21 protein-coding genes and 1 other RNA gene are annotated in these 19,327 nt (G+C 40.3%); 5 read left to right on the top strand and 17 right to left on the bottom strand.

What is annotated here, in order from left to right; genetic code table 11:
• Nucleotides 1–8: 8 nt before the first annotated feature.
• The gene (gene csaA / locus NST09_RS09645) at nucleotides 9–341 is read right to left on the bottom strand and encodes a chaperone CsaA (protein WP_017367427.1); all 333 of its coding nucleotides are present in this window, start codon (nucleotides 339–341) and stop codon (nucleotides 9–11) included.
• Between the two features lie 267 nt (nucleotides 342–608).
• Between csaA and NST09_RS09650 the strand changes: the two genes are divergently transcribed.
• Nucleotides 609–1,088, top strand: a complete 480-nt coding sequence (locus NST09_RS09650; protein ID WP_007500681.1) for a hypothetical protein — start codon at nucleotides 609–611, stop codon at nucleotides 1,086–1,088.
• Here the strand turns inward: NST09_RS09650 and NST09_RS09655 are convergent.
• From NST09_RS09655 to NST09_RS09685, 7 genes are all read right to left on the bottom strand, one after another.
• Entirely contained in the window at nucleotides 1,085–2,710 is a 1,626-nt protein-coding gene (locus NST09_RS09655; protein ID WP_342492973.1) for a YndJ family protein, read from the bottom strand. The two genes, NST09_RS09650 and NST09_RS09655, sit on opposite strands and share 4 nt — an antisense overlap.
• Nucleotides 2,703–3,308, bottom strand: coding sequence for a DUF4166 domain-containing protein (locus NST09_RS09660; protein WP_212338028.1), 606 nt, complete (start codon nucleotides 3,306–3,308; stop codon nucleotides 2,703–2,705). The genes NST09_RS09655 and NST09_RS09660 overlap by 8 nt, the downstream gene beginning before the upstream one ends.
• The gene (locus NST09_RS09665; RefSeq protein ID WP_007500684.1) at nucleotides 3,271–4,152 is read right to left on the bottom strand and encodes a hypothetical protein; all 882 of its coding nucleotides are present in this window, start codon (nucleotides 4,150–4,152) and stop codon (nucleotides 3,271–3,273) included. Before NST09_RS09665 ends, NST09_RS09660 begins: the two co-directional genes overlap by 38 nt.
• Nucleotides 4,153–4,303: 151 nt before the next feature.
• Entirely contained in the window at nucleotides 4,304–4,876 is a 573-nt protein-coding gene (locus NST09_RS09670) for a TetR/AcrR family transcriptional regulator (RefSeq protein ID WP_008346533.1), read from the bottom strand.
• 3 nt (nucleotides 4,877–4,879) lie between these two features.
• Nucleotides 4,880–5,599 (bottom strand): MBL fold metallo-hydrolase, encoded by a 720-nt coding sequence (locus NST09_RS09675; protein ID WP_025207489.1) that lies wholly within the window; start codon nucleotides 5,597–5,599, stop codon nucleotides 4,880–4,882.
• A gap of 37 nt (nucleotides 5,600–5,636) precedes the next feature.
• Nucleotides 5,637–6,113: a GyrI-like domain-containing protein gene (locus NST09_RS09680; RefSeq protein ID WP_056704336.1), complete on the bottom strand. Its 477-nt coding sequence runs from the start codon at nucleotides 6,111–6,113 to the stop codon at nucleotides 5,637–5,639.
• A 54-nt stretch (nucleotides 6,114–6,167) separates the two neighbouring features.
• Nucleotides 6,168–7,091: a YafY family protein gene (locus tag NST09_RS09685; RefSeq protein ID WP_342492974.1), complete on the bottom strand. Its 924-nt coding sequence runs from the start codon at nucleotides 7,089–7,091 to the stop codon at nucleotides 6,168–6,170.
• A gap of 118 nt (nucleotides 7,092–7,209) precedes the next feature.
• On the opposite strand from NST09_RS09685, the gene NST09_RS09690 reads away from it, so the two are divergent.
• The gene (locus NST09_RS09690) at nucleotides 7,210–7,734 is read left to right on the top strand and encodes a hypothetical protein (RefSeq protein WP_025207492.1); all 525 of its coding nucleotides are present in this window, start codon (nucleotides 7,210–7,212) and stop codon (nucleotides 7,732–7,734) included.
• Between the two features lie 35 nt (nucleotides 7,735–7,769).
• Here NST09_RS09690 and czrA read toward each other — a convergent pair whose 3' ends face one another.
• Nucleotides 7,770–8,099, bottom strand: a complete 330-nt coding sequence (czrA, locus tag NST09_RS09695; protein ID WP_007500691.1) for a Zn(II)-responsive metalloregulatory transcriptional repressor CzrA — start codon at nucleotides 8,097–8,099, stop codon at nucleotides 7,770–7,772.
• A 187-nt stretch (nucleotides 8,100–8,286) separates the two neighbouring features.
• Here czrA and NST09_RS09700 point away from each other — a divergent pair, with 187 nt between their 5' ends.
• Nucleotides 8,287–9,612, top strand: coding sequence for an APC family permease (locus NST09_RS09700; RefSeq protein ID WP_017359483.1), 1,326 nt, complete (start codon nucleotides 8,287–8,289; stop codon nucleotides 9,610–9,612).
• A 97-nt stretch (nucleotides 9,613–9,709) separates the two neighbouring features.
• The gene (locus NST09_RS09705; protein WP_017359484.1) at nucleotides 9,710–10,372 is read left to right on the top strand and encodes a lysozyme family protein; all 663 of its coding nucleotides are present in this window, start codon (nucleotides 9,710–9,712) and stop codon (nucleotides 10,370–10,372) included.
• 88 nt (nucleotides 10,373–10,460) lie between these two features.
• On the opposite strand, the gene prpB is transcribed toward NST09_RS09705, so the two are convergent.
• The 4 genes from prpB to NST09_RS09725 all read right to left on the bottom strand — a co-directional run bounded on the left by prpB (nucleotide 10,461) and on the right by NST09_RS09725 (nucleotide 14,679).
• On the bottom strand, nucleotides 10,461–11,378 hold the full coding sequence (gene prpB / locus NST09_RS09710) for a methylisocitrate lyase (RefSeq protein WP_217815859.1): 918 nt from the start codon (nucleotides 11,376–11,378) through the stop codon (nucleotides 10,461–10,463).
• Between the two features lie 12 nt (nucleotides 11,379–11,390).
• Nucleotides 11,391–12,827 (bottom strand): bifunctional 2-methylcitrate dehydratase/aconitate hydratase, encoded by a 1,437-nt coding sequence (locus tag NST09_RS09715; protein WP_342492975.1) that lies wholly within the window; start codon nucleotides 12,825–12,827, stop codon nucleotides 11,391–11,393.
• Nucleotides 12,828–12,829: 2 nt separating this feature from the next.
• Nucleotides 12,830–13,972 carry a citrate synthase gene (gene mmgD / locus NST09_RS09720; protein ID WP_019743303.1) on the bottom strand — a complete coding sequence of 381 codons (1,143 nt, stop codon included), beginning with the start codon at nucleotides 13,970–13,972 and terminating at the stop codon, nucleotides 12,830–12,832.
• A 167-nt stretch (nucleotides 13,973–14,139) separates the two neighbouring features.
• Nucleotides 14,140–14,679, bottom strand: a complete 540-nt coding sequence (locus NST09_RS09725; RefSeq protein WP_008346516.1) for a DUF420 domain-containing protein — start codon at nucleotides 14,677–14,679, stop codon at nucleotides 14,140–14,142.
• A gap of 204 nt (nucleotides 14,680–14,883) precedes the next feature.
• Between NST09_RS09725 and NST09_RS09730 the strand changes: the two genes are divergently transcribed.
• Entirely contained in the window at nucleotides 14,884–15,390 is a 507-nt protein-coding gene (locus NST09_RS09730) for a GNAT family N-acetyltransferase (RefSeq protein WP_008346514.1), read from the top strand.
• Between the two features lie 152 nt (nucleotides 15,391–15,542).
• Here NST09_RS09730 and NST09_RS09735 read toward each other — a convergent pair whose 3' ends face one another.
• The 4 genes from NST09_RS09735 to NST09_RS09750 form a co-directional block, all read right to left on the bottom strand.
• Nucleotides 15,543–16,334: a 3D domain-containing protein gene (locus NST09_RS09735; RefSeq protein WP_007500712.1), complete on the bottom strand. Its 792-nt coding sequence runs from the start codon at nucleotides 16,332–16,334 to the stop codon at nucleotides 15,543–15,545.
• 256 nt (nucleotides 16,335–16,590) lie between these two features.
• Nucleotides 16,591–18,372, bottom strand: a complete 1,782-nt coding sequence (recQ, locus tag NST09_RS09740; RefSeq protein WP_341003283.1) for a DNA helicase RecQ — start codon at nucleotides 18,370–18,372, stop codon at nucleotides 16,591–16,593.
• A gap of 135 nt (nucleotides 18,373–18,507) precedes the next feature.
• Nucleotides 18,508–18,693: non-coding RNA, 6S RNA (ssrS, locus tag NST09_RS09745), on the bottom strand.
• A 133-nt stretch (nucleotides 18,694–18,826) separates the two neighbouring features.
• Nucleotides 18,827–19,327: a TraR/DksA C4-type zinc finger protein gene (locus NST09_RS09750; RefSeq protein ID WP_017367441.1), complete on the bottom strand. Its 501-nt coding sequence runs from the start codon at nucleotides 19,325–19,327 to the stop codon at nucleotides 18,827–18,829.

Below are 19,327 nucleotides of genomic sequence, written 5' to 3' on the forward strand. Positions count from 1 at the left end.
CTTTTTTCTTACCCTATTTTGGTGCCATTTTCAACCGGCTCATCTGTGGCAAGCAGGACAACGTCTTCTTTTGACGGCATGCCTCCTAAGACAAGCACCTCTGATTTAAACCCGGCAATTCTTCTTGGCGGGAAATTGACCACTGCAATAATTTGTTTCCCAGTGAGATTCTCAGCCTGATATCGTTTTGTCAGCTGTGCACTAGATTGTTTTATGCCAATCTCATCCCCAAAGTCAATCTTCAGCTTGAAAGCAGGCACTCTCGCTTCTGCAAAGAACTCTGCTTCTACTATCGTCCCAACACGAATGTCTAACGCTAAAAACTGTTCAATATCTGCCATTAGAATCTCTCTCCCTTTCAATCTTTCATAAAAAAGGTCACATTTTTCTTCTGCTAGATGACCACTTGTTTTCCACTAATTTCTTAATTGTAGCACACCCTACTCTTCTAAAAGAAAGGGTTAAAAAGCCTATTGATTGAAAATCCTTTTTAGTTTACATAATCATTTTATAGTAGTCTATTAAATGTTTGCATCATGAAAATGAATTCGGTAAAATGGCAAATAATCCTACTGCTTCCTCTCGAATATTTCAGGGAGGGTTAACACTTGTTTACATTATCAGATATGTGGACGTTTTGCTGGTCGTTTTTCGTCATTCTTCCTATCGTTGCCATCTTGCATCAGCTGGGCCATATTGTAGTCGCCTGGCTGTTTGGAGCAAAGGTTTCGTTTGCGCTTGGCCGAGGCAAAAAAGTATTGAAAATAGGCGTCGTTGAAATTAGAAGAATCTATTTTCTTGATGCATTTTGCCACTATGAAGAAATGAGGAGAAATAACCGTTTCTCACACATTCTTGTCTACTTAGGCGGATCATTATGCAACCTGCTCAGTGTTCTTATATTGAACACAATGATCGCCAACGATTTCCTGCCAGAACATCAATTTTTCTATCAATTTGCTTACTTCTCAGTCTACTATGTATTTTTTGCTTTACTGCCAGTACAGTATGCAGATCATCATCCGAGTGATGGGCAAGCGATTGTGAACATCATTCGTCACGGTGAACCATGCGACATCATTGATTAAGATGAGTGGCTTTCACTGTCGATTTGATACTGAATCGTTAAAAAAGGAATACCGAATAGCTTCATTTGATGAATTGCTGTGAGACTTTTTTCCGTCTCCGGTTTCATATGAAAGCTTTCTTCCATTGGCAGTTTCATGGTGATGAAAGACGTATGCAAATACAATCCTTCATCACCCGTACTGCCATTTGGACTTTTACTTTTTAATAGAAAATCTTCCTTTTCATTCAAAGGTTTTAAAATTGCCGTAAGCTGTGAAAAAGGAAGCGGCAAAGCAATATTCATATAGACTGTCTCTTCATCATGGTGCTGGGCATAGAGCGCATAAAAGACTTGCTCGCCTTTCTCATTGCGCCTGATCCACACACGTACATTCTTCCTTTCTTCAAGAGGATGTTGAAATCTTGAAAGACTCCCCGGCATTTCATATGGCATTCGTGATGACCCTAAATAGAGCTGTCCTATTTGTCTAAAAACAGGTTGAAGCAAAAAGACAAACGGCCTTACCCACCAATGAAAACAGACGGCTGCTTTTAACGTAAAGGACATCGGGTCCTCATAAAATCTGCGAATAACAGGTGACACACTCTCTGCTGAAAATGCCTTTCCATTTAATTGGTCAAGAGAATCGACTAAACCAATCTTCTCATCATGCTGCATGTCGTCTTGTTGAAAAGACATGACCTGAAAACGACCGTGAACTCTCGATACCGGAAAATCCTTCTGTTTCAATCGATCAGCTGGTCTTTCAATCAACCATCCAATGAGGCCTGGTAAAATAACCAAACTTGCATTGATACTGCCATGAAACCAAATCATTTGATCCATGCTGATGTAGGTAACATGTAAAAGCATTCCGGCAGAATAAAGGAATGATAGGACAATGGTTCCCATTAACATGATGCTAGAAAACACAACGAACCCTTTTGCGACAGTTGAACGAAAAGAAGTTGTCATACATAAAATTCCATACAAATAAAGTGCGATCACATAAAGAACGACGCTGAACGTATCAAACAGGCGAGAATAGCTGATTCCCACAGCAATCATCACTGGCGACAGTAAAATAACCCAGCCACCCACTTTGTATAGCGTCGTCTCTTTTTTGCGCTGCCTCCCCAATAATCCATAAAAGATTGGGATAAAAAAAGCCGAATAATGAAAATGAATAGCGGTCAAAAGAACAATCATCGGTGAAAATGTCATCACTTGTATATCTGCTATGTACAGCCAGAACCAAAGCCCACCTAGAGCGATATACATACATGCGCCATCGATCATCAGCTCATGAAGCGGATGGGCTCCTCTTTTCAGCAAACGGGTGAAACCAAATAAAGCCAGAATCATTGTAAAGAAAAGCCATCCCAATGCAAGCCAGAGAGAATGATAGATGAATGCGCCTGTTGCACATAGAGCTGCTACTGGAAAGGCTTTCATTATGAAGCCGATCAGCCCCTTCTGCTGCCGTTTCTTCTCTTCCTGATAAAAAAAGTGTAAGAAAGCGGGAAGAAAAAATAAAATCGCAATCAAAACAAAAAATTCTGGTATGGGAGCTGTCGTCAAACGTGTAACGAGAAAGCAAGCCATCAACATGATGCTACACATCAAATGCCATTTATTCATGAGGTGACACCCTTTCCGTAAACCGGCCCTTATAAGTAAAAAGAGTGCCAAAAAGGCGATTTTTCACTTGAACATCAATCGTATACTCACCTGCATGCTCATCGTACCCTTCTGTTACATCAGATTCACCATAAAGCCAAGAAGGCAGTGGCCACTCCCGCCCAAACAGCAAAAACTTTTGCTTACCTGATTGAATGTGCAAGAATCCTTTTTCCGTGACTGTAAAATGAAGCTCTGACACAAGAAGCCTAGGTTTTCCAAAGTAGTCTAGTACTTGATGGCTCTTCTGATCAATGATCATATCTGCATCAAAATGTCTTTCCTTGTCAGGAAAATAGAACGTTCGAAACCAGTGCATCCCTTCTTCTCCCTTACTTGTCGTAAAAGACTTGTTCTCAATTTGGAAGGGAATATTTCGCCCTCTTTCAGGAAAAAAACAGCGAAACAATGGACCGATTTTGAATAACAATCGGATGAGCTTTGTCCCGCCTCCTATTTCCTCCATGATGCCTTCGGCCGTAAACGCGCGGTTATAACGTTCTTTTAATGTTGGATGCAGCTTATCGTAGTCCTTTACTTGATGATGATGAACGACCATGTCTACCTCCCCTTTTTCGTTTGATTGAAAACACATCTACACAATCTTTTAAATTGATCATTCCTGCAACGGATAAAATGAAAAATGCACTCAGCACCAGCGGCTCGTGCAGAGTCGTTTCTGGCGATAAAATCCCTATACCAAGCATCAGTAGCAGAAAAATGCTTTGAAGGATAAATATATATTTTTTTGGCAGTTTAGGCATGAGCCATGATACACCTAATAGCGCATAAAACAATCGAAATCCGGTGCTATGATCAAAAGCAGAAGGTGAAAAAGGAATGATCGCTTGACATAACCAGACGATGGCAAACAACAAACAAATGCCATAATGGGCAAGTGTTCTCTCTAGCAGCAAACGGGGATGCGTTCCCTTTTCAAGCCACGTCTTTAATGCGCCAAAGCTAAAGGCAGTCATAAACCCCATCATTGGCCGAAAAAAGAACCGGTCTGCCCATTTCCACCCTTTTCCTTCCTTTGTTTCATAATCAAATTGCGTTTGAAACACAATGTGATCATTCGTTTTCATGTATTTCCAATACCCTCCGCCTTCTTTGATGAAAGACAAAGGGTGTGATGATTTAAATTGAAGTGAGGATGCTCTTTCATGACGCTCATCCTTCACGCTCGTTCGATACGCTCCTGTCCCAGTTACACTAATGCCAAATCCAAGGTGTTTCTCATACAAAAAGGATTGGGGCTGTTCATCACTAGGTCCATTTAATGAAATGGTCGAAAATCGCAAATCCCATTGTTCATGAAGCTTTGGATTTTGCGTATACTCCCATACTTTTTCAATAGGTGCTTGAATGGTTGTTTCCACATAAACAGGCTTTCTTTTCATCTGCCTCTACTCCTCTATGTGAATTATTTCACATAATAAGCATACCATGTTTCACAAAACTGTCAAATCTTTATTGGTTTTTTGCCCAAAAAATGTTTTGATTTGTTTACATCTCCTTCATCATGTCGGTTCGATACATAAAAAAGACCTGTCAATGAGACAGATCTTCTTGCTCTTTGATGCCTGCAATATAAAGACGGACCGCATAGCTCACACTATCTTCAAGCTGCTCTTTCCGTTGAAATCCTTTTTTGTTTGAAATATCTCCAAAGCCGTGCAGTAAGCTTCTAAGCCCTCTGACGACATGCGTCATGTCCTCTTCTTTTACACCAAAACGAGACATGATGGATTGGACAAAATCAGCAAGATTCTCTGCAGCCACACTGACTTCTTTTTCATTCATATGTGAAAAAGCAGCCTCATAAAGGCCGGGATGCTGACGAACAAATTGAACATATTGTCTTGCAAATGCTAAAACAGCGTCTTCTTTTTCCAGCCCCGCTGTAACTTGTTTGCCGGCCTCACAAAGCATTGTCAGCCCCTTAACAGCAAGAGCTGCCTGTATTTCATGAAGACCGGATATATGGTTGTAAAGAGATGGTGGTCTGATGTTAAGCCGTTTGGACAATGTAGCAATGGTCAAAGCGGAAAAGCCCTCCTCATCGACAAATTCGATGGCAGATTCAACAATTTTTTCTTGTGTGATACCCATTCTTGGAGACATGGCTTACTGTCCTCCCTTTTGTAGCTGATGCTTCCTTTTTTCGATAGCAGCTCTGAGCTTTGCCTCAGGCTCTATGATAAGATCACCATGTCCTGCTGCGAGACAAGACAAGCGAAGTGCCAGTAATTTTTCAGCGCTTTTTAGTGCTGTTTCTGCATCCCAAGTGGCAAAAGCCGGGAATGGGAAGGTGAAGCGAAACTCACCCGTTACAAATAAACCGCCTTTTGTCACAACTGCATCACCCGCAATGACAACCCCTGACTTTTCATCGTATAAAGAGATGCTTCCTGGTGTATGTCCTGGTGTGGCAATGACTTTCAGTGACCCAATCTCGTCCCCTTCTTCAACAAGCACGTCTGGTTTTGTGAGAATGTCTTTTGAAAAACTGCCTTTGACTTTTTTCTTCGGTTCACCAGGAAGTAAAGAGAAATCGCCAGCAAACAGGCGAGCATCTCGTTTCGATAAATAAACAACTGCCTCTGGAAAAGCCTTTTTCACTTCATCTAGTGCGCCAATATGATCCATATGACTATGAGTCAGAATAATTTTGTTAATGGGTTTGTTTAATTGATGTGCAAATTCAATTATCGAGCTTGCTGCCATTTTCAAAGCTGCATCAATTAAGATGAGTTCATTCTCTTCCTCAAATACATAACAATTTACCGGAAAAATACGTGGCATGAGTGTAAGCTGGTGCAAACGGTCAAATGTTGTCAATCTCATCTTGTTTCCCCCTAAAACTAATGTCGTTAGTTTTATATTAACTAATAGTATTAGTTTTAGCAACTATTTTTTCATCGACTGCAATATAAATATCAACTTGCGCTTCTTTTGGATCAATTGATCGTTCGTCGTACCATTCAAAATCGCCAGTATATGTTCGCAAATAACGCTGATCCCAACTCCAAATCTGCTGCCATGTTTCAAACACAACCTCTTCAATCGGGCCCTTTCTCGTTTGAAATCTTGCGTAGGTAGAGCCTGGAATCTCTTTTGCATCTTGTGCTAGCTGCTGGTCAACCAATTGCCCCGCTGTGAACAAATAAGCGCCATTTTCATCCTTTTCATAATCTGAATACAGCCCTATGACTGGCGCATGGCCTCCGTCGAGCTGCTGCGTGAAAAATTGCTGCCAAAGCGGTGCAATCTTCCGCTCGTTTGTTTGCTCCATTTCATTTGTTGTTCGAACAGATAATCCCTTGATCCATTGTTTCTGTAAAATCACGATATCGTACATACATTCTCATCTCCTTTTTTTCCATCATATAAAAAGAAACCTGACAACATTGTGTCAAGTTCCTTTTGGTTTTTGAAATTGTTTCAACTTTAGATCAAATGCTTCCCGAACGGATAGCGGAGAGACAATCTCGACATCTGGCCCTAAATAAAAAAGAAAGCTATATAACCAATCATCCTGAGGCAAAGTGATTGTGGCAAGATACGTACCATCTGCACATACGGTGAATTCATTTTCATCTATCCATTCCTTCACTTTACCAACAAAATCTTGAGTCAACCTGAGCGTTAGTGTACTGACGGAAGGTTCTTCATGCCAAGAATCATTCCAAGGCTTGTCTTCATTTTTTATTCGTTTAGGAAGAAAAGATACTGAATGCGTGATAAGGTCTGACATTCTTTTGAGTTTAAACAGACGAAACGCTTTTTTCACGCAGCAATACGCATACAAATACCAGTGTCTTCCTTTTAAGACAAGTGTATAAGGCTCTACTTTTCTAGGAAGTGCTTCGCCTTTTGCATTGCGATAGGTGAACTGGATATATTGATGCGCTGAGGCAGCGGTATGAATGAGCTGGAGCTTCTTTTCTAAGTAGCTGTCTTTCCCCCAAGAGCTTAAATCAATAAAGACATGTTGCTGTTTCTCATTTTGAGGCGGGATCAGGGATTTCATTTTCTTTAGTACATGTTCACTTTCTTTAAAGGTGTATGCACTCGTAATGCTTTCAAGAGCTGTTAAAATCAGTTCAATATCATCATCAGTGAATAATTTTTTCTCTAGACGATAGTCGTCAACGAGTGAAATTCCACCCCCTGCGCCTTGTTTTGTGACAACTGGAATCCCCGCTTGATTAATCGTATCAATGTCACGGTATATGGTTCTTACGCTCACTTCATGTAGTTCAGCGAGGTCTTTCGCCTGTACTTGCCGTTTGCTAATCAGTATCATCACAATGGACAAAATGCGATCGATTTTCATGACTTTTCCTCTTTTTCATAAATATAGGTTTTGATTTGATAAAAAAAGAAAGAATGGTAATGATAAGTAACAGCCAGCATTCGTTTACATCCCTGCCTGTGCAGGAGGAGGTTGCATCATGACACATCACGTATGGCAGTTGTTCATGATCGGGATCGTCATGCTCGTCTGGATCATCATTCGAATGAATCGAATGAGACGCTATCAGCTTGTGCGCCCGGTAAATCTTTTCATGAGAATGTATGTATTTAGTCTGACTGCCCTTATTCTCTTATCAGAAGGATGGCAAAATCACAGTATTTTTATCTATGCCGTCATTGGCATGATCTTCGGGAGCAGTCTCGCCATCCACGCCTATCAGACGATTCAGATGAAATTAGAAAATGGCCGGCTGTATATGAAAACAAGTAAATGGATTGAAAGCTTTATTTTATGTTTGTTTTTATCTAGGCTTGCATTTAAATCGGTCAATCTGACAACACATGCGATCACCAAAATGGATATCGTTGAATTGTATCAGCATATTGTCAGCGATGATGCGCTGACAATACTCAGCTTTTTCCTTCTAGCGGCTTACTATATTGTGTTTTCTTATCAAATGATGAAAGCAAATAAACGATCAACCCAAGTACATCATGCATAAAAAACCTTCCTATATAAAAGTAGGAAGGTTTTTTCTCAATCATGCTGTGCATGGTGTATCATTTGTTCAAGCACTTCCATCACATGCTGATCTTCAGGACTGTAAAAAATCGAGGTCCCTGCTCGTCTAGATTTCACGAGACGAAGATTTTTTAAAAAGCGCAGCTGATGAGATACGGTTGATTGCATAAGGTTTAGTGTTTCTGCTATATCATTTACTGAATGTTCACCTTGAGACAGCAAATGCAGAATACGAATACGCGTCGGATCAGATAAGGCTTTAAATGTTTGGGAGACAAGAAATAGACTTTCTTCGTCCAGCTCCATCCGTTCCTGTTCTTGATTTGTATTCAGTTCTTCCTTCATTTCGCTTCACCTTTCTTGTCAGTCAACTCACGACTTATTCTATGTATCATCATATACCAAAACGTGTAGCATGCAAAGCTTCCACACCTTTTGAAAAAAGATTTATTCAAATAGCATTGACACGTGGTAGCATTCTTTTTAAAATGAGCATTATTTATACATTTTTTTAGAGGAGCTGATAGGCAAATTGACTGAAGAGCCAAGACTAAAACGCAGCCTGACTGTTTTTCCGCTTGTTGTGATCGGGCTTGCTTATATGGACCCACTTGTCGTATTTGATTCATACGGCATTGTTGCTCAGCTGACGAAAGGACACGTTGCTGCAGCTTATATCTTTACTTTACTGGCATTACTATTGACAGCGCTTAGCTATGGGAATATGGTGAAGGCTTTTCCAAAAGCAGGATCTGCATATACATACGCGCAAAAAAGTATTCATCCTCACGTCGGCTTCCTTGTAGGCTGGACACTATTGCTGGACTATTTATTTTTGCCTATGGTGAATTTTGCAATCGGAAGTGCATATTTAACCGCAGCCTTTCCTGATGTACCTCATTACATTTGGATCATCATACTTGCTATCGCCATAACGACTGTCAATGTAATCGGTATACGTCTTACAGCCAACATTACAGCGCTATTTGTGACCTTTCAGGTGATTGTCGCTGTTACATTTGTTGGGTTTATTATTTATGGGCTCACGCAGCATGCAGGCACGGGAGAGATACTGTCAACCCGCCCGTTTTATTCAGCAAGCTTAGATCCCGCCCTTATTTTTTCCGGCGCGACGATTTTATGTTTTTCTTTTCTAGGATTTGATGCGATTTCGACTATGTCTGAGGAAACAATTAAGCCAAAAAGAACGATTCCTCTCGCCATATTTTTAACGGTCGCCATTGGAGGTGTGCTGTTTACCCTCACCTCTTATTTTTTACAGCAGGTGTTTCCAAATTTTCAACAGTTCAAGCATCCAGATGCGGCATCACTTGAAATTGCGGAATTTGTGGGCGGCGCGTTTCTCCACTCATTCTTTTTAGCCGGCACCATGGTCGCTGTCATCTCTTCCTCCCTATCATCACATGCGAGTGCCGCAAGACTCTTGTATGCGATGGGAAGAGATCAATCATTACCAAAGCGTTTCTTCGGTTATATTCACCCAACATTGAAAACGCCTGTATTTAATATTTTATTAATTGGTGTTTTCTCGTTAACCGCAGTTGTTGGTGAGCTTGAGGTCATTTACTCGTTTATCAGCTTCGGGGCATTAATTGGATTTACGTTTGTTAACTTGTCTGTTTTCGCTTACTATTTCATCAAACAAAAACAAAGAGGTGTATTAAACACACTGAGGTATGCCATCATCCCTCTTTGCGGAACGGCTTTTTGTATTTGGCTCTTAACAAGCATCAGTACAAATGCATTAATCATCGGCATGGTGTGGCTCATGATCGGTTTTGTTTATTTCTGCTATAGACTGAAAACAAGAACAGAATTTACGTTTGGCTATGATTGAATATAAGGTTTTCACTTGGTATCCTGTGCAGGATATGGCATAATATAAAGGCTGTACTTCCCTTTTAAAAGCGGGGCAAAACAGGGGTGAACTGACCTTGAAAAAGAAAAAAACAGGATGTTTTGCCATTTCAGGCTGTTTCACGATTTTTCTGTTTGTTTGCGTATTAGCGGCCATTGTCATTTCCTTTAATCAAAAGGAGTTAAAAAAGCTGCCGATTGATACGGAATCAATTGTTTTGTCGAGATTGGATGATTACAAACCGCTTGTAGAAACAGAGTTAAGAGATCAAGATTTAGATCAATATACCGCGTTAATTCTCGGTATGATGTATCAAGAATCAAAAGGCAGAGGCGGAGATCCAATGCAGTCCTCTGAATCTCTTGGTTTGAAACGAAATGAAATCAATGACCCTCAGAAAAGCATTAAACAAGGAGTCCATCATTTTTCAACCATGTACAAGCATGGGAAGAAAAAAGGCGTTGATTTGGAAACCATTATTCAAAGCTATAACATGGGAATCGGCTATATTGATTTTGTTGCAAAAAACGGGGGAAAACATTCCGAAAAATTGGCAAAGCAATACTCCAAAAAGCAAGTGAAGCGAAACCCTGAAGTCTATACATGCGGGGGCGACAAAGATAACTTCCGCTATCCGTATTGCTACGGTGATTTCACTTATGCTGAAAAAGTAAAAGAAAAAACGAAAACAGTTGAAGAAAAGATGAAATTGGCTTCATCATCCACACCATCATCGTAAAAAAAAGCACTTCCTAAACGGAAGTGCTTCAAATTGTTGACAAAGGGCTAAAATGAATTTTATTTTAGCCCTTTGTCTTCTTTTCATCTTATGAATGCTCTTTCCCGATTTCCGGCAGGATCGTTTTGGCTAAATGCTGATCCATTTCTTCATATTCATCATAATGAATCGTTTCATATAGCTCTTTTCTCGTTTGCATGTCCTCCAGCATTCCCTGCTGCGTCCCCTTTTCTTTAATCTCTGTAAATAAACGCTCATACGCTTTTGCAGCAACTCTCAAGGATGACACTGGATAAATCACCATTTGAAAGCCAAACATAGAAAATTCGTCTGCATGATAATAAGGTGTTTTTCCAAACTCTGTCATGTTTGCAAGAAGCGGCCCTTTTATATTATTTGAAGCATACGTGAAATCTTCTGCTGTGATCAGCGCTTCAGGAAAAATGGCATCTGCTCCTGCTTCTAGGTAGAGATTCGCCCGGTGAATGACATCCTCCATCCCGTTTACTGACTTGGCATCCGTTCTTGCGATGACGAGAAGTGTAGGAGCCGCTTGTTTGACCGCTTTGATTTTCGCCATCATGTCTTCTACAGAAACGAGTGATTTTCCGTTTAAATGTCCGCATTTCTTCGGCATTTGTTGATCTTCAATTTGAACAGCCGCTACCTTGCTCTCCACCATTTCTTTTGCTGCCCTGGCTGCATTTAATACCCCGCCATAGCCAGTATCCATATCAACTAAAAGAGGCAGCTGAGAAGCTCGAATGATTTCCTTTGCCTTTTCTGCCATTTCAGTGGAATGAATCATACCGAGGTCAGGAAGCCCTTTGCTTGCGCAAAAAGCGGCACCCGATAAATAAAGCCCTTGAAATCCCATTTTCCTCGCATAGAGCGCAGACATTCCATCGTGAACGCCTGGAATTTGAAATAAAGCGGATTTGTGCATTTGCTCTTTAAAAGCTGCGGCTAAGTCAGCTTGATTTACTTCATCATTCACGATCCACACACTAGCTCCCCCTTATATGACAAATAAGTCCATAAATGCTGGTACTGTCGTTGTTTTTAATTGATTGGGATTTTGGCAAAGTGAAACAATTTGATCGACTTGTTTTTGTGGAAATCTCGTTTTCAAATGATATACCCATTTCTTTTCAAGCAACGGGATCCCTTCCTGCCTTCTTCTGCGATGACCAAGCGGATATTCAATTTCGATTCGATCTGTCATCGTTCCGTCTTTAAAGAAGATTTGAACACAGTTTGCAATTGATCTCTTTTTCGGATCTAAATAGTCTTCTGTATACTGTTTATCTTCTTTGACGATCATTTGATCACGCAAACGGTCAATGAGCGGATTCTGCGCCGTTTCTTCTTCATAATGATCAGCGGTCAGCTCACCATAGATTAACCCAATGGCCGTAATATACTGCAAACAATGATCACGGTCTGCCGGGTTGTAAAGCGGTCCTTTTTTATCAATAATTCGAATGGCTGATTCATGTGTCGTAATCTCAATTCTGTCAATCTCATCTAAACGGTCTTTTACCGCGTCATGTAGAATGACAGCGGCCTCAGCGGCAGTTTGCGCATGAAATTCTGCTGGATAAGCAATTTTAAAGAGTACATTTTCGATCACATATGACCCGAGCGGCTGGGCAAGTGTGAGTGGTTTTCCTTTCATTAACACGTCTTCAAATCCCCACTTTTCTGCACTGAGGGGCGTTTGATAGCCCATTTCTCCTTTCAATGTCATCATCGCTAGTCTCACCGCACGGCTTGTGGCATCCCCTGCTGCCCACGATTTCCTTGATCCTGTGTTTGGGGCATGCCGGTACGTTCTAAGCGGTGAATTATCCACAAATGCTTGTGATAACACATGCTGCACATCTTCTTTCGTTCCGCCAAGCATTGCACAAACGACTGCACTTGATGCCACCTTGACAAAAAGAACATGATCCAAGCCATTTCGATTCAAACAATTTTCTAAAGCAAGCACACCTTGTATTTCATGTGCCTTTACAATCGCATGCAGTACGTCATTCATCGTTAGCGGCTCTTCTCCGTTTGCAAGGCGTGTTCTGCTGATATAATCGCTTATAGCCAATATCCCGCCCAGGTTATCTGATGGATGGCCCCACTCCTGTGCAAGCCACGTGTCATTATAATCTAACCAGCGAATCATACAGCCAATATCAAAAGCCGCTTGAACAGGATCTAATACAAATGAAGTGCCGGGCACTCTTGCTCCGTTAGGGACAACAGTTCCAGGTACGATGGGTCCAAGATGCTTCGTGCATTCTGGAAAGTTGAGCGCCAGCATTCCGCAGCCTAGTGTATCCATGAGTACATACCGAGCTGTTTCAATGGCCTCTTTGCTCGTAATTTCTCCATCCACGGCATAAGCTGCGATATCTTCTAATAGTTGATCTGTTTGATTGGCTACTGCTGTTTTATTCATCTTCATTCCCCCGTTTTTCCATCATCATTTGAGACTTTTAATCCTCTTGGTCCTAAATACCTTACTCTCGGTCTAAAAATCCGATTGTGTGAATGCTGCTCGATGACATGCGCTGCTAATCCGCTTGCTCTCGCAGCAAAAAAAATCGGTGTATAAAGTGAAATAGGAATGCCGAGCACGTAATAAATAGGTGCTGCGTAATAATCAAGGTTTGGATAGAGGTTTTTCTTTTCTTTCATGTATGCCTCGCCTGCGACGCACATGTCATAAAGCGTCGTGTCTCCTTTTGATTCGGTAAGCGTTTTCAACGATCGTTTTAAAAGTGCCGCTCTTGGGTCCATTTTTCTCATGTATACCCGGTGTCCAAAACCCATCATTTTTTCTTTTGCGGCTAATTTACGTTCGATGAGCGCAAGGAAACCTTCTGTTGTTTTGCCTTCGAGCAGCATGTGCATGACTGCTTCGTTTGCGCCTCCGTGTAAGTCACCTTTTAATGAAGAAATCGCTCCAGTAAAAGCACCATACATGTCAGAATGAGTAGATGCAATGACTCTTGCTGCAAATGTTGAATTCGGCAGCTCATGCTCACTATAAAGCGTGAGCGTTTGGTCAAATGCTTTGATTTCGTCTTGTGCCGGAGTGCGGCCTGTTAACATCGCTAGAAAGTTTTCAGTGTAGGATTTGGTCTGGTCTGGAGTAGGTGTGGTGTCTTGTGTGAGAATATGATAGCTTCCCGCAACAATCGCTGGCAGCTGGCCAAGTAATCGAACAGCACGCGCTTGTTGGCATGCTTCTGATCGATCATTCAGTTGTTCATCGTACCCTGCAAGAGCAGATAAACACGTTCTCATGGCATCCATTGGGTGAGTGGTTTTTGGCAGTTTTGTCAAAATGGTTTGAATGGTTGGATGTAAGCTTGTTTGTGAGGAAATATCTTGCTGAAATTGGTGATATTCCATTGCATCTGGTAATCTTCCATAAATGAGCAGATAGGCTGTTTCTAAGTACGTCTTGCTTTGTGCCAGCTCGATGAGGTCATAACCGCGAATCACAATTTCTTCTTGCTGGACATCTAGGAACGAAATTGACGTTTCGCTTGCCACAATGTCTTCAAGCCCCGGTTTGTACTGCAATTGTTCAGTCATCATATAACCCCCGTTTCGTTCAATTGTGTTCTCCAAACGAGCAAACGGCCAGACATGATGTGATTCTATAGGTGGGAAGATACCGTGCAAGTCGGATACCCAATTCCCATTTTATCCAAAGCACTTCATCTTGTAAATAAAAGAACGTATGTCCAGATGGACATACGTTAGCTGTAATATGGAGAAATCATAATATATACGATGACACCTGTTAGACTGACATAGAGCCAAAGAGGCATGGTCCATCTGGCAATTTTACGATGACGTTCGACTTGCATTTGTGCGCCTCTAAAGAGAGTGATCAGTGCAAGCGGTACAATGACGGCAGATAAGACGATATGTGTGATGAGAATAAAGAAGTAAATCGGACGAATGATTCCTTCTCCCCCAAAGTGTGTATCAGCTGCCATTGAATGATACGTCACATACGAAATTAAAAAGACAAGTGTGGTTGAAAAAGCCGCAAAGATAAATCGTCTATGGGCTTTAATGTTCTTTTGTTTAATCATAATGAGCGCTGAAAGTAAAAAGATAAACGTAAAACTGTTCATCACGGCATTCAGTAACGGCAGAAATGTAATATCCAGATGACTAAATTTATCTGTTTTTGGCATGAAAAATAATAAAGCAATTAAGCCGTTTATGGCAATTGTTAAAAAGACAACAATGCCGGTGAAATTTTTCGGTTTTTGATTCTGTTCGTTCATGTTTGAAAACCTCTCTTTATTAGTTCCGACTAAGAGTATGTTATTTAACTTTCTCTCTAAAGTCAATGAATTCGCTGTCTTCGTCGAATTTTAGACAAACTTGCCGATTGCCTGCCTTCTAGCGGCTTGAAAGATCCACACACTTCCTTTAGAATGGGAATTTGTGTGGTTTTTATCAACTCTTCTATGAAAGGAGCAATAGACTTGTCAATCTTACAGGAAACAACAAAAGATGTGAAGACATTAGAGCAAGAATTACAGCAGTTGCAGTTCCAAATGTATCGAATGCAAGAAAATATAAAAGATATTTCAAAAAAAGCAAAGATTATTGGCATTGATCAAGCGAAGGAAGATGAATGGATGATCGTCTCTGCAATTGAGAATGCAGATACGTGCAAAATCATGTTAAGCGATTGTGAAAAAGCTTTTCGCGGACAATCTGATTTTTCCTTGATCGCGGAATATCCTGAAGAAGGAAAGATTCACATTGCCGATATTAAAGGCCCGCCTGATAATGGCTATGGATCCATTTGTATGAAGCATTTAAAAGAAATCGCAAGAGAGCAAAACATTCCAGTCATTACTGGGGATCTCGTCAAAAGAGATTGGAATCATGTGGACCGCCTGATTCATTTTTATGAAAAACACCATTTTGATGTCCAAATTAATTGGAAAGAGCAAAGCGGAGAAATTTATTGGGTGGACAGCTAACGACACAAAAACCAGCGTTGAGATGGGCTTATACGCTGGTTTTTGTCGAAAATGCGAATTTTTCAGAAAAATATGTGTATTTTTGCCCAAAAAAAGGTATAATAAAAGCATCAGGCCGCCACCTGATGCTTTCTTCCAAAAACAATAGACTACTAGTTAAGTACTTTCACTTTGACTGATTTTACGCCCCAATTTTTAGCTTGGGATTTGCTTGGTACGTGTACATCAATTTTGTTACCTTTAATTGCGCCGCCAGTATCTGCTGCGATGGCTTCACCGTAGCCTTCAACATAAACCTTACTTCCTAATGGAATGACATTAGGATCTACTGCGATTACTTTTGCATTTGGGTTTTTGTTTAAGTTTACCCCTGTTGCAGTGATACCTGAGATGCCACCATCATTTGCTGTATAAGCCGTAGCCGTTACAGTCATTTCTTTTTGAACACTTTGACTAGCAGAAGATGATTCTGCTTTAGCTGTTTCCTTTTTAGGAGCAGCTTTTTTCGTTGTTTGCTCTTTTTGGACAGGTGCCTGTTTTTGAACAGGTTCTGAGCTTACCGGAGCTGAGCTTTGACCAGCAACACTTAGTGTTGAACCAATCATAATTATATCTGAGTTTAAGTTATTCCAAGACTTAATATCGCTAATTGACACATTGAATTTTTGAGCGATTTTCCAGAGGCTGTCCCCCTTCTGGACTTTGTACTGCTCCTGAGTTTTCTCTTTTGAAGAGATTGTCAATTTATCTCCTACATAGATCATGTCTGTAGATAAATTGTTCCAACCCTTTAGGTCCTTTAGAGACACATCATTTTTTTGAGAGATTCCCCAAAGTGTATCACCTTTCTGTACAGTGATTTCCTTTGCAGAAGCTTGCTGTGCTCCTAATGCTGTTGTTGAGATTGCTGCAACAGCAACCAAGGACATAATAGTCTTCTTCATAAAGTAAATCCTCCCTTGTTAGCTTTTTATGGCGGCTAACGAGTGCTATCGTAACATATGTAAATGTCATTTCAATAACAAAACGATATGTTTTAGATTACAGTTCCTTTACATGAAACATCTCTCTCCATTGGTAAATCAGCCCACTAAATGGCTCAATTCCGCACCATATCAAGGTTTTGTAGGGATGGAAATCATCATGATGAAAACGCGTCCAAGTGAAACGAAAAAAATTTATTTTCCTTCTTCAAACTCTTTATTTTTTCTCTTTTTCTATAAATAAACGAATTTCTTCTAAAAAAACATCTCCATATTTCTCTCTTTTTTGTGCTCCGACACCTTTAATATTTAAAAGTTCTTCTTCTGTTTTAGGCTCTACTGCTGACATTTCCTTCAATGTTTGATCAGAAAAGACAACAAATGGCGGAACGCCCTGCTCTCTTGCCAACTTCATTCTGACCATTCTTAACTGCTCAAATAATGCATCATTTTCTTGAATAGCCTCTGCCTTAATCGCCTGCTTTTTATAGACGGTCTCCTGCCCCACTAGCACTTTCTTTCCTTTTTGTGTCACTTTTAGTGTTGGAAATGCTCCTTCAGACATGTGTAAATACTCTTCTGTAATTAAAAATTCAATGAAATCACTGATATGTTGGGCTGAATGCTGTTTCATTAAAGCATAAGTAGGGAGCCGGTCGAAACCAAAATCAAGCACTTTTTTATTTTTAGAGCCGGCTAATACTTGAGCAATCATCATTTTTCCGAATCGTTCGTTCATTCTAACGGTACACGACAAAACCATTTGTGCTTCTCTCGTGACGTCTTCACGCTCTCTCTCGTCTAGACAGTTGCTGCATTTTTGACAAGGGGCACTTGATGATTGGTCAAAGTAATCCATCACAAATTGCTGAAGGCACTGTTCCGTATGACAGTAGTCTACCATTTGTCTCAACTTGAGCAATTCATGCTGATACCGCAATTCATCTTCTGTTGATTGTTCAATGAGAAAGCGCTGCACGCGTACGCCTTGCGGTGAAAACAGCAAAATGCATTCACTTTCAAGCCCGTCTCTCCCGGCACGTCCTGCTTCTTGGTAGTAACTTTCAATATCTCTTGGAATTTGATGATGAATGACAAAACGTACATTAGACTTATTAATCCCCATACCAAATGCAGATGTAGCTACCATTACTTGAATATCATCATTTAAAAAAAGATTTTGCTGTTCTTCTCTGACTTCATCATCTAATCCTCCGTGATAAACACCCGCTTTGATCTTTTGCTTTTTTAGACGATGATAAATTTGATCTGCTTCTTTTCGTGTGGCTGTATAGATAATGCCTGACTCAAGACTGTTTTTCTTCATATATTGTGTGATGAATTGGTCGCTGTTTTGCCCTTTCACCACTTGAAAAGACAAATTTTCTCTAGCAAAACCAGTAAAGATTGTTTCTTCTTCGTCCATGCCAAGCTGCTCACATATATCCTGTTGGACTTTCTTTGTAGCAGTGGCTGTTAATGCTACAATAACAGGCCTTTTTGAAAGCTTGTTTACACATTCTTGTATAAAGCGATAACTCGGTCTAAAATCATGTCCCCACTCAGATATACAGTGCGCTTCATCAATAGCCATTAAAGGAATCGTCAATCGATCAAGCAGCTGAAAAAAACGTTCATTTTGTAAGCGTTCAGGGGTGATATAAAGCAAATCATACTCCCCCTGTTCACATCTTTTCAGCCTTGTATTCATTTCACCTGCTGAAAGTGTACTATTTAAAAAGGACGATCGTATTCCCATCTCATTTAACGCATCAACCTGATCTTTCATTAAAGAAATAAGCGGAGATACAACGATTGTCGTTCCTTCCATCATAAGAGCAGGAATCTGGTAGCAAACCGATTTCCCTCCGCCTGTCGGCATAATGCAGACCGTATCCTTCCGTTTATTCACAATCGATTCAATGGCTTGTTTTTGTCCTTGTCTAAAAGCATCAAAGCCATAATATTGTTTAAGAAGTGCTTCTGCTTGTTGTAACATCCAATTCCCTCTCCGTCGTTTGTTTTGTCTATTTTAACATACATTTGTACATGCACATTCGGTCTGTTCAAAATCGTCTTTTGGACAAAATAAAAAGCCATTTTCCAAAAATGGAAAATGGCTTGAATCATCCTAGGAAAAGCTGCGGATGCCGTAATCTAAGTAAGAAAGTTTTAAACCACCACTCCTCAAAGTGGGTGTTTGCAGAAACGTTCCTGTCTTCCTCTCGAAGGAGGCGTGACATTCCGGCTTCAATATAAAACTCCCTATTACAGCTTAAAGGTTAAAACTTAATTAACATTACGCGCATCGCAGCCTTTAAACTATACTACACGAAAGTTTATTAAATTTCAAGATATGTTTTTTCTAAAAAAATACTCATGTATACAAGATTTTTGTCCATGTAGACGTAGGAAAACATTATGTTGAGAAAACATAAATTCCTCTCATCATGTTATTTTTCCTCATCTACATCAACATCTTGCTCTTCTTCTAGCCTTTCATACGTATCTGAATGTAATTGATCCATTGTTTCTCTATTTGTTAAATCACGCATTTGCTCAGAGAACGAACGGTCAAATTCATTTGGATCTTGATTGGTTTCTTCATTTTTCTTTGCATCAATTGAATAACGAGTATAGGGTACTGCTTTCAAACGTTCATATGGAATGTCTTTTCCTGTTTTTTCACAAATTCCATATGTTCCGTCTTCCATCCGCTTAAGCGCCGCATCAATTTCACCTTCGAGCTGATCATCGACTTGATCCAGCGTCTGTTCGGTCATGCGGTCTAAATAGATGCTTCCGTGATCTGCGATATGGTTTCCAACACCATTTGAAATCTCATTCGATTCGGCCAGCATGGATTCTTCTTTCTTTTTTGATCCTTTCACATCTTCTTTTAATTGAATAAGTCTTTCATATAAATCAGCTTTTTGCTCTTTCGTTAAGCTCAC

Source organism: Bacillus sp. FSL W7-1346, assembly GCF_038593335.1.
Taxonomy (GTDB): domain Bacteria; phylum Bacillota; class Bacilli; order Bacillales; family Bacillaceae; genus Bacillus; species Bacillus altitudinis.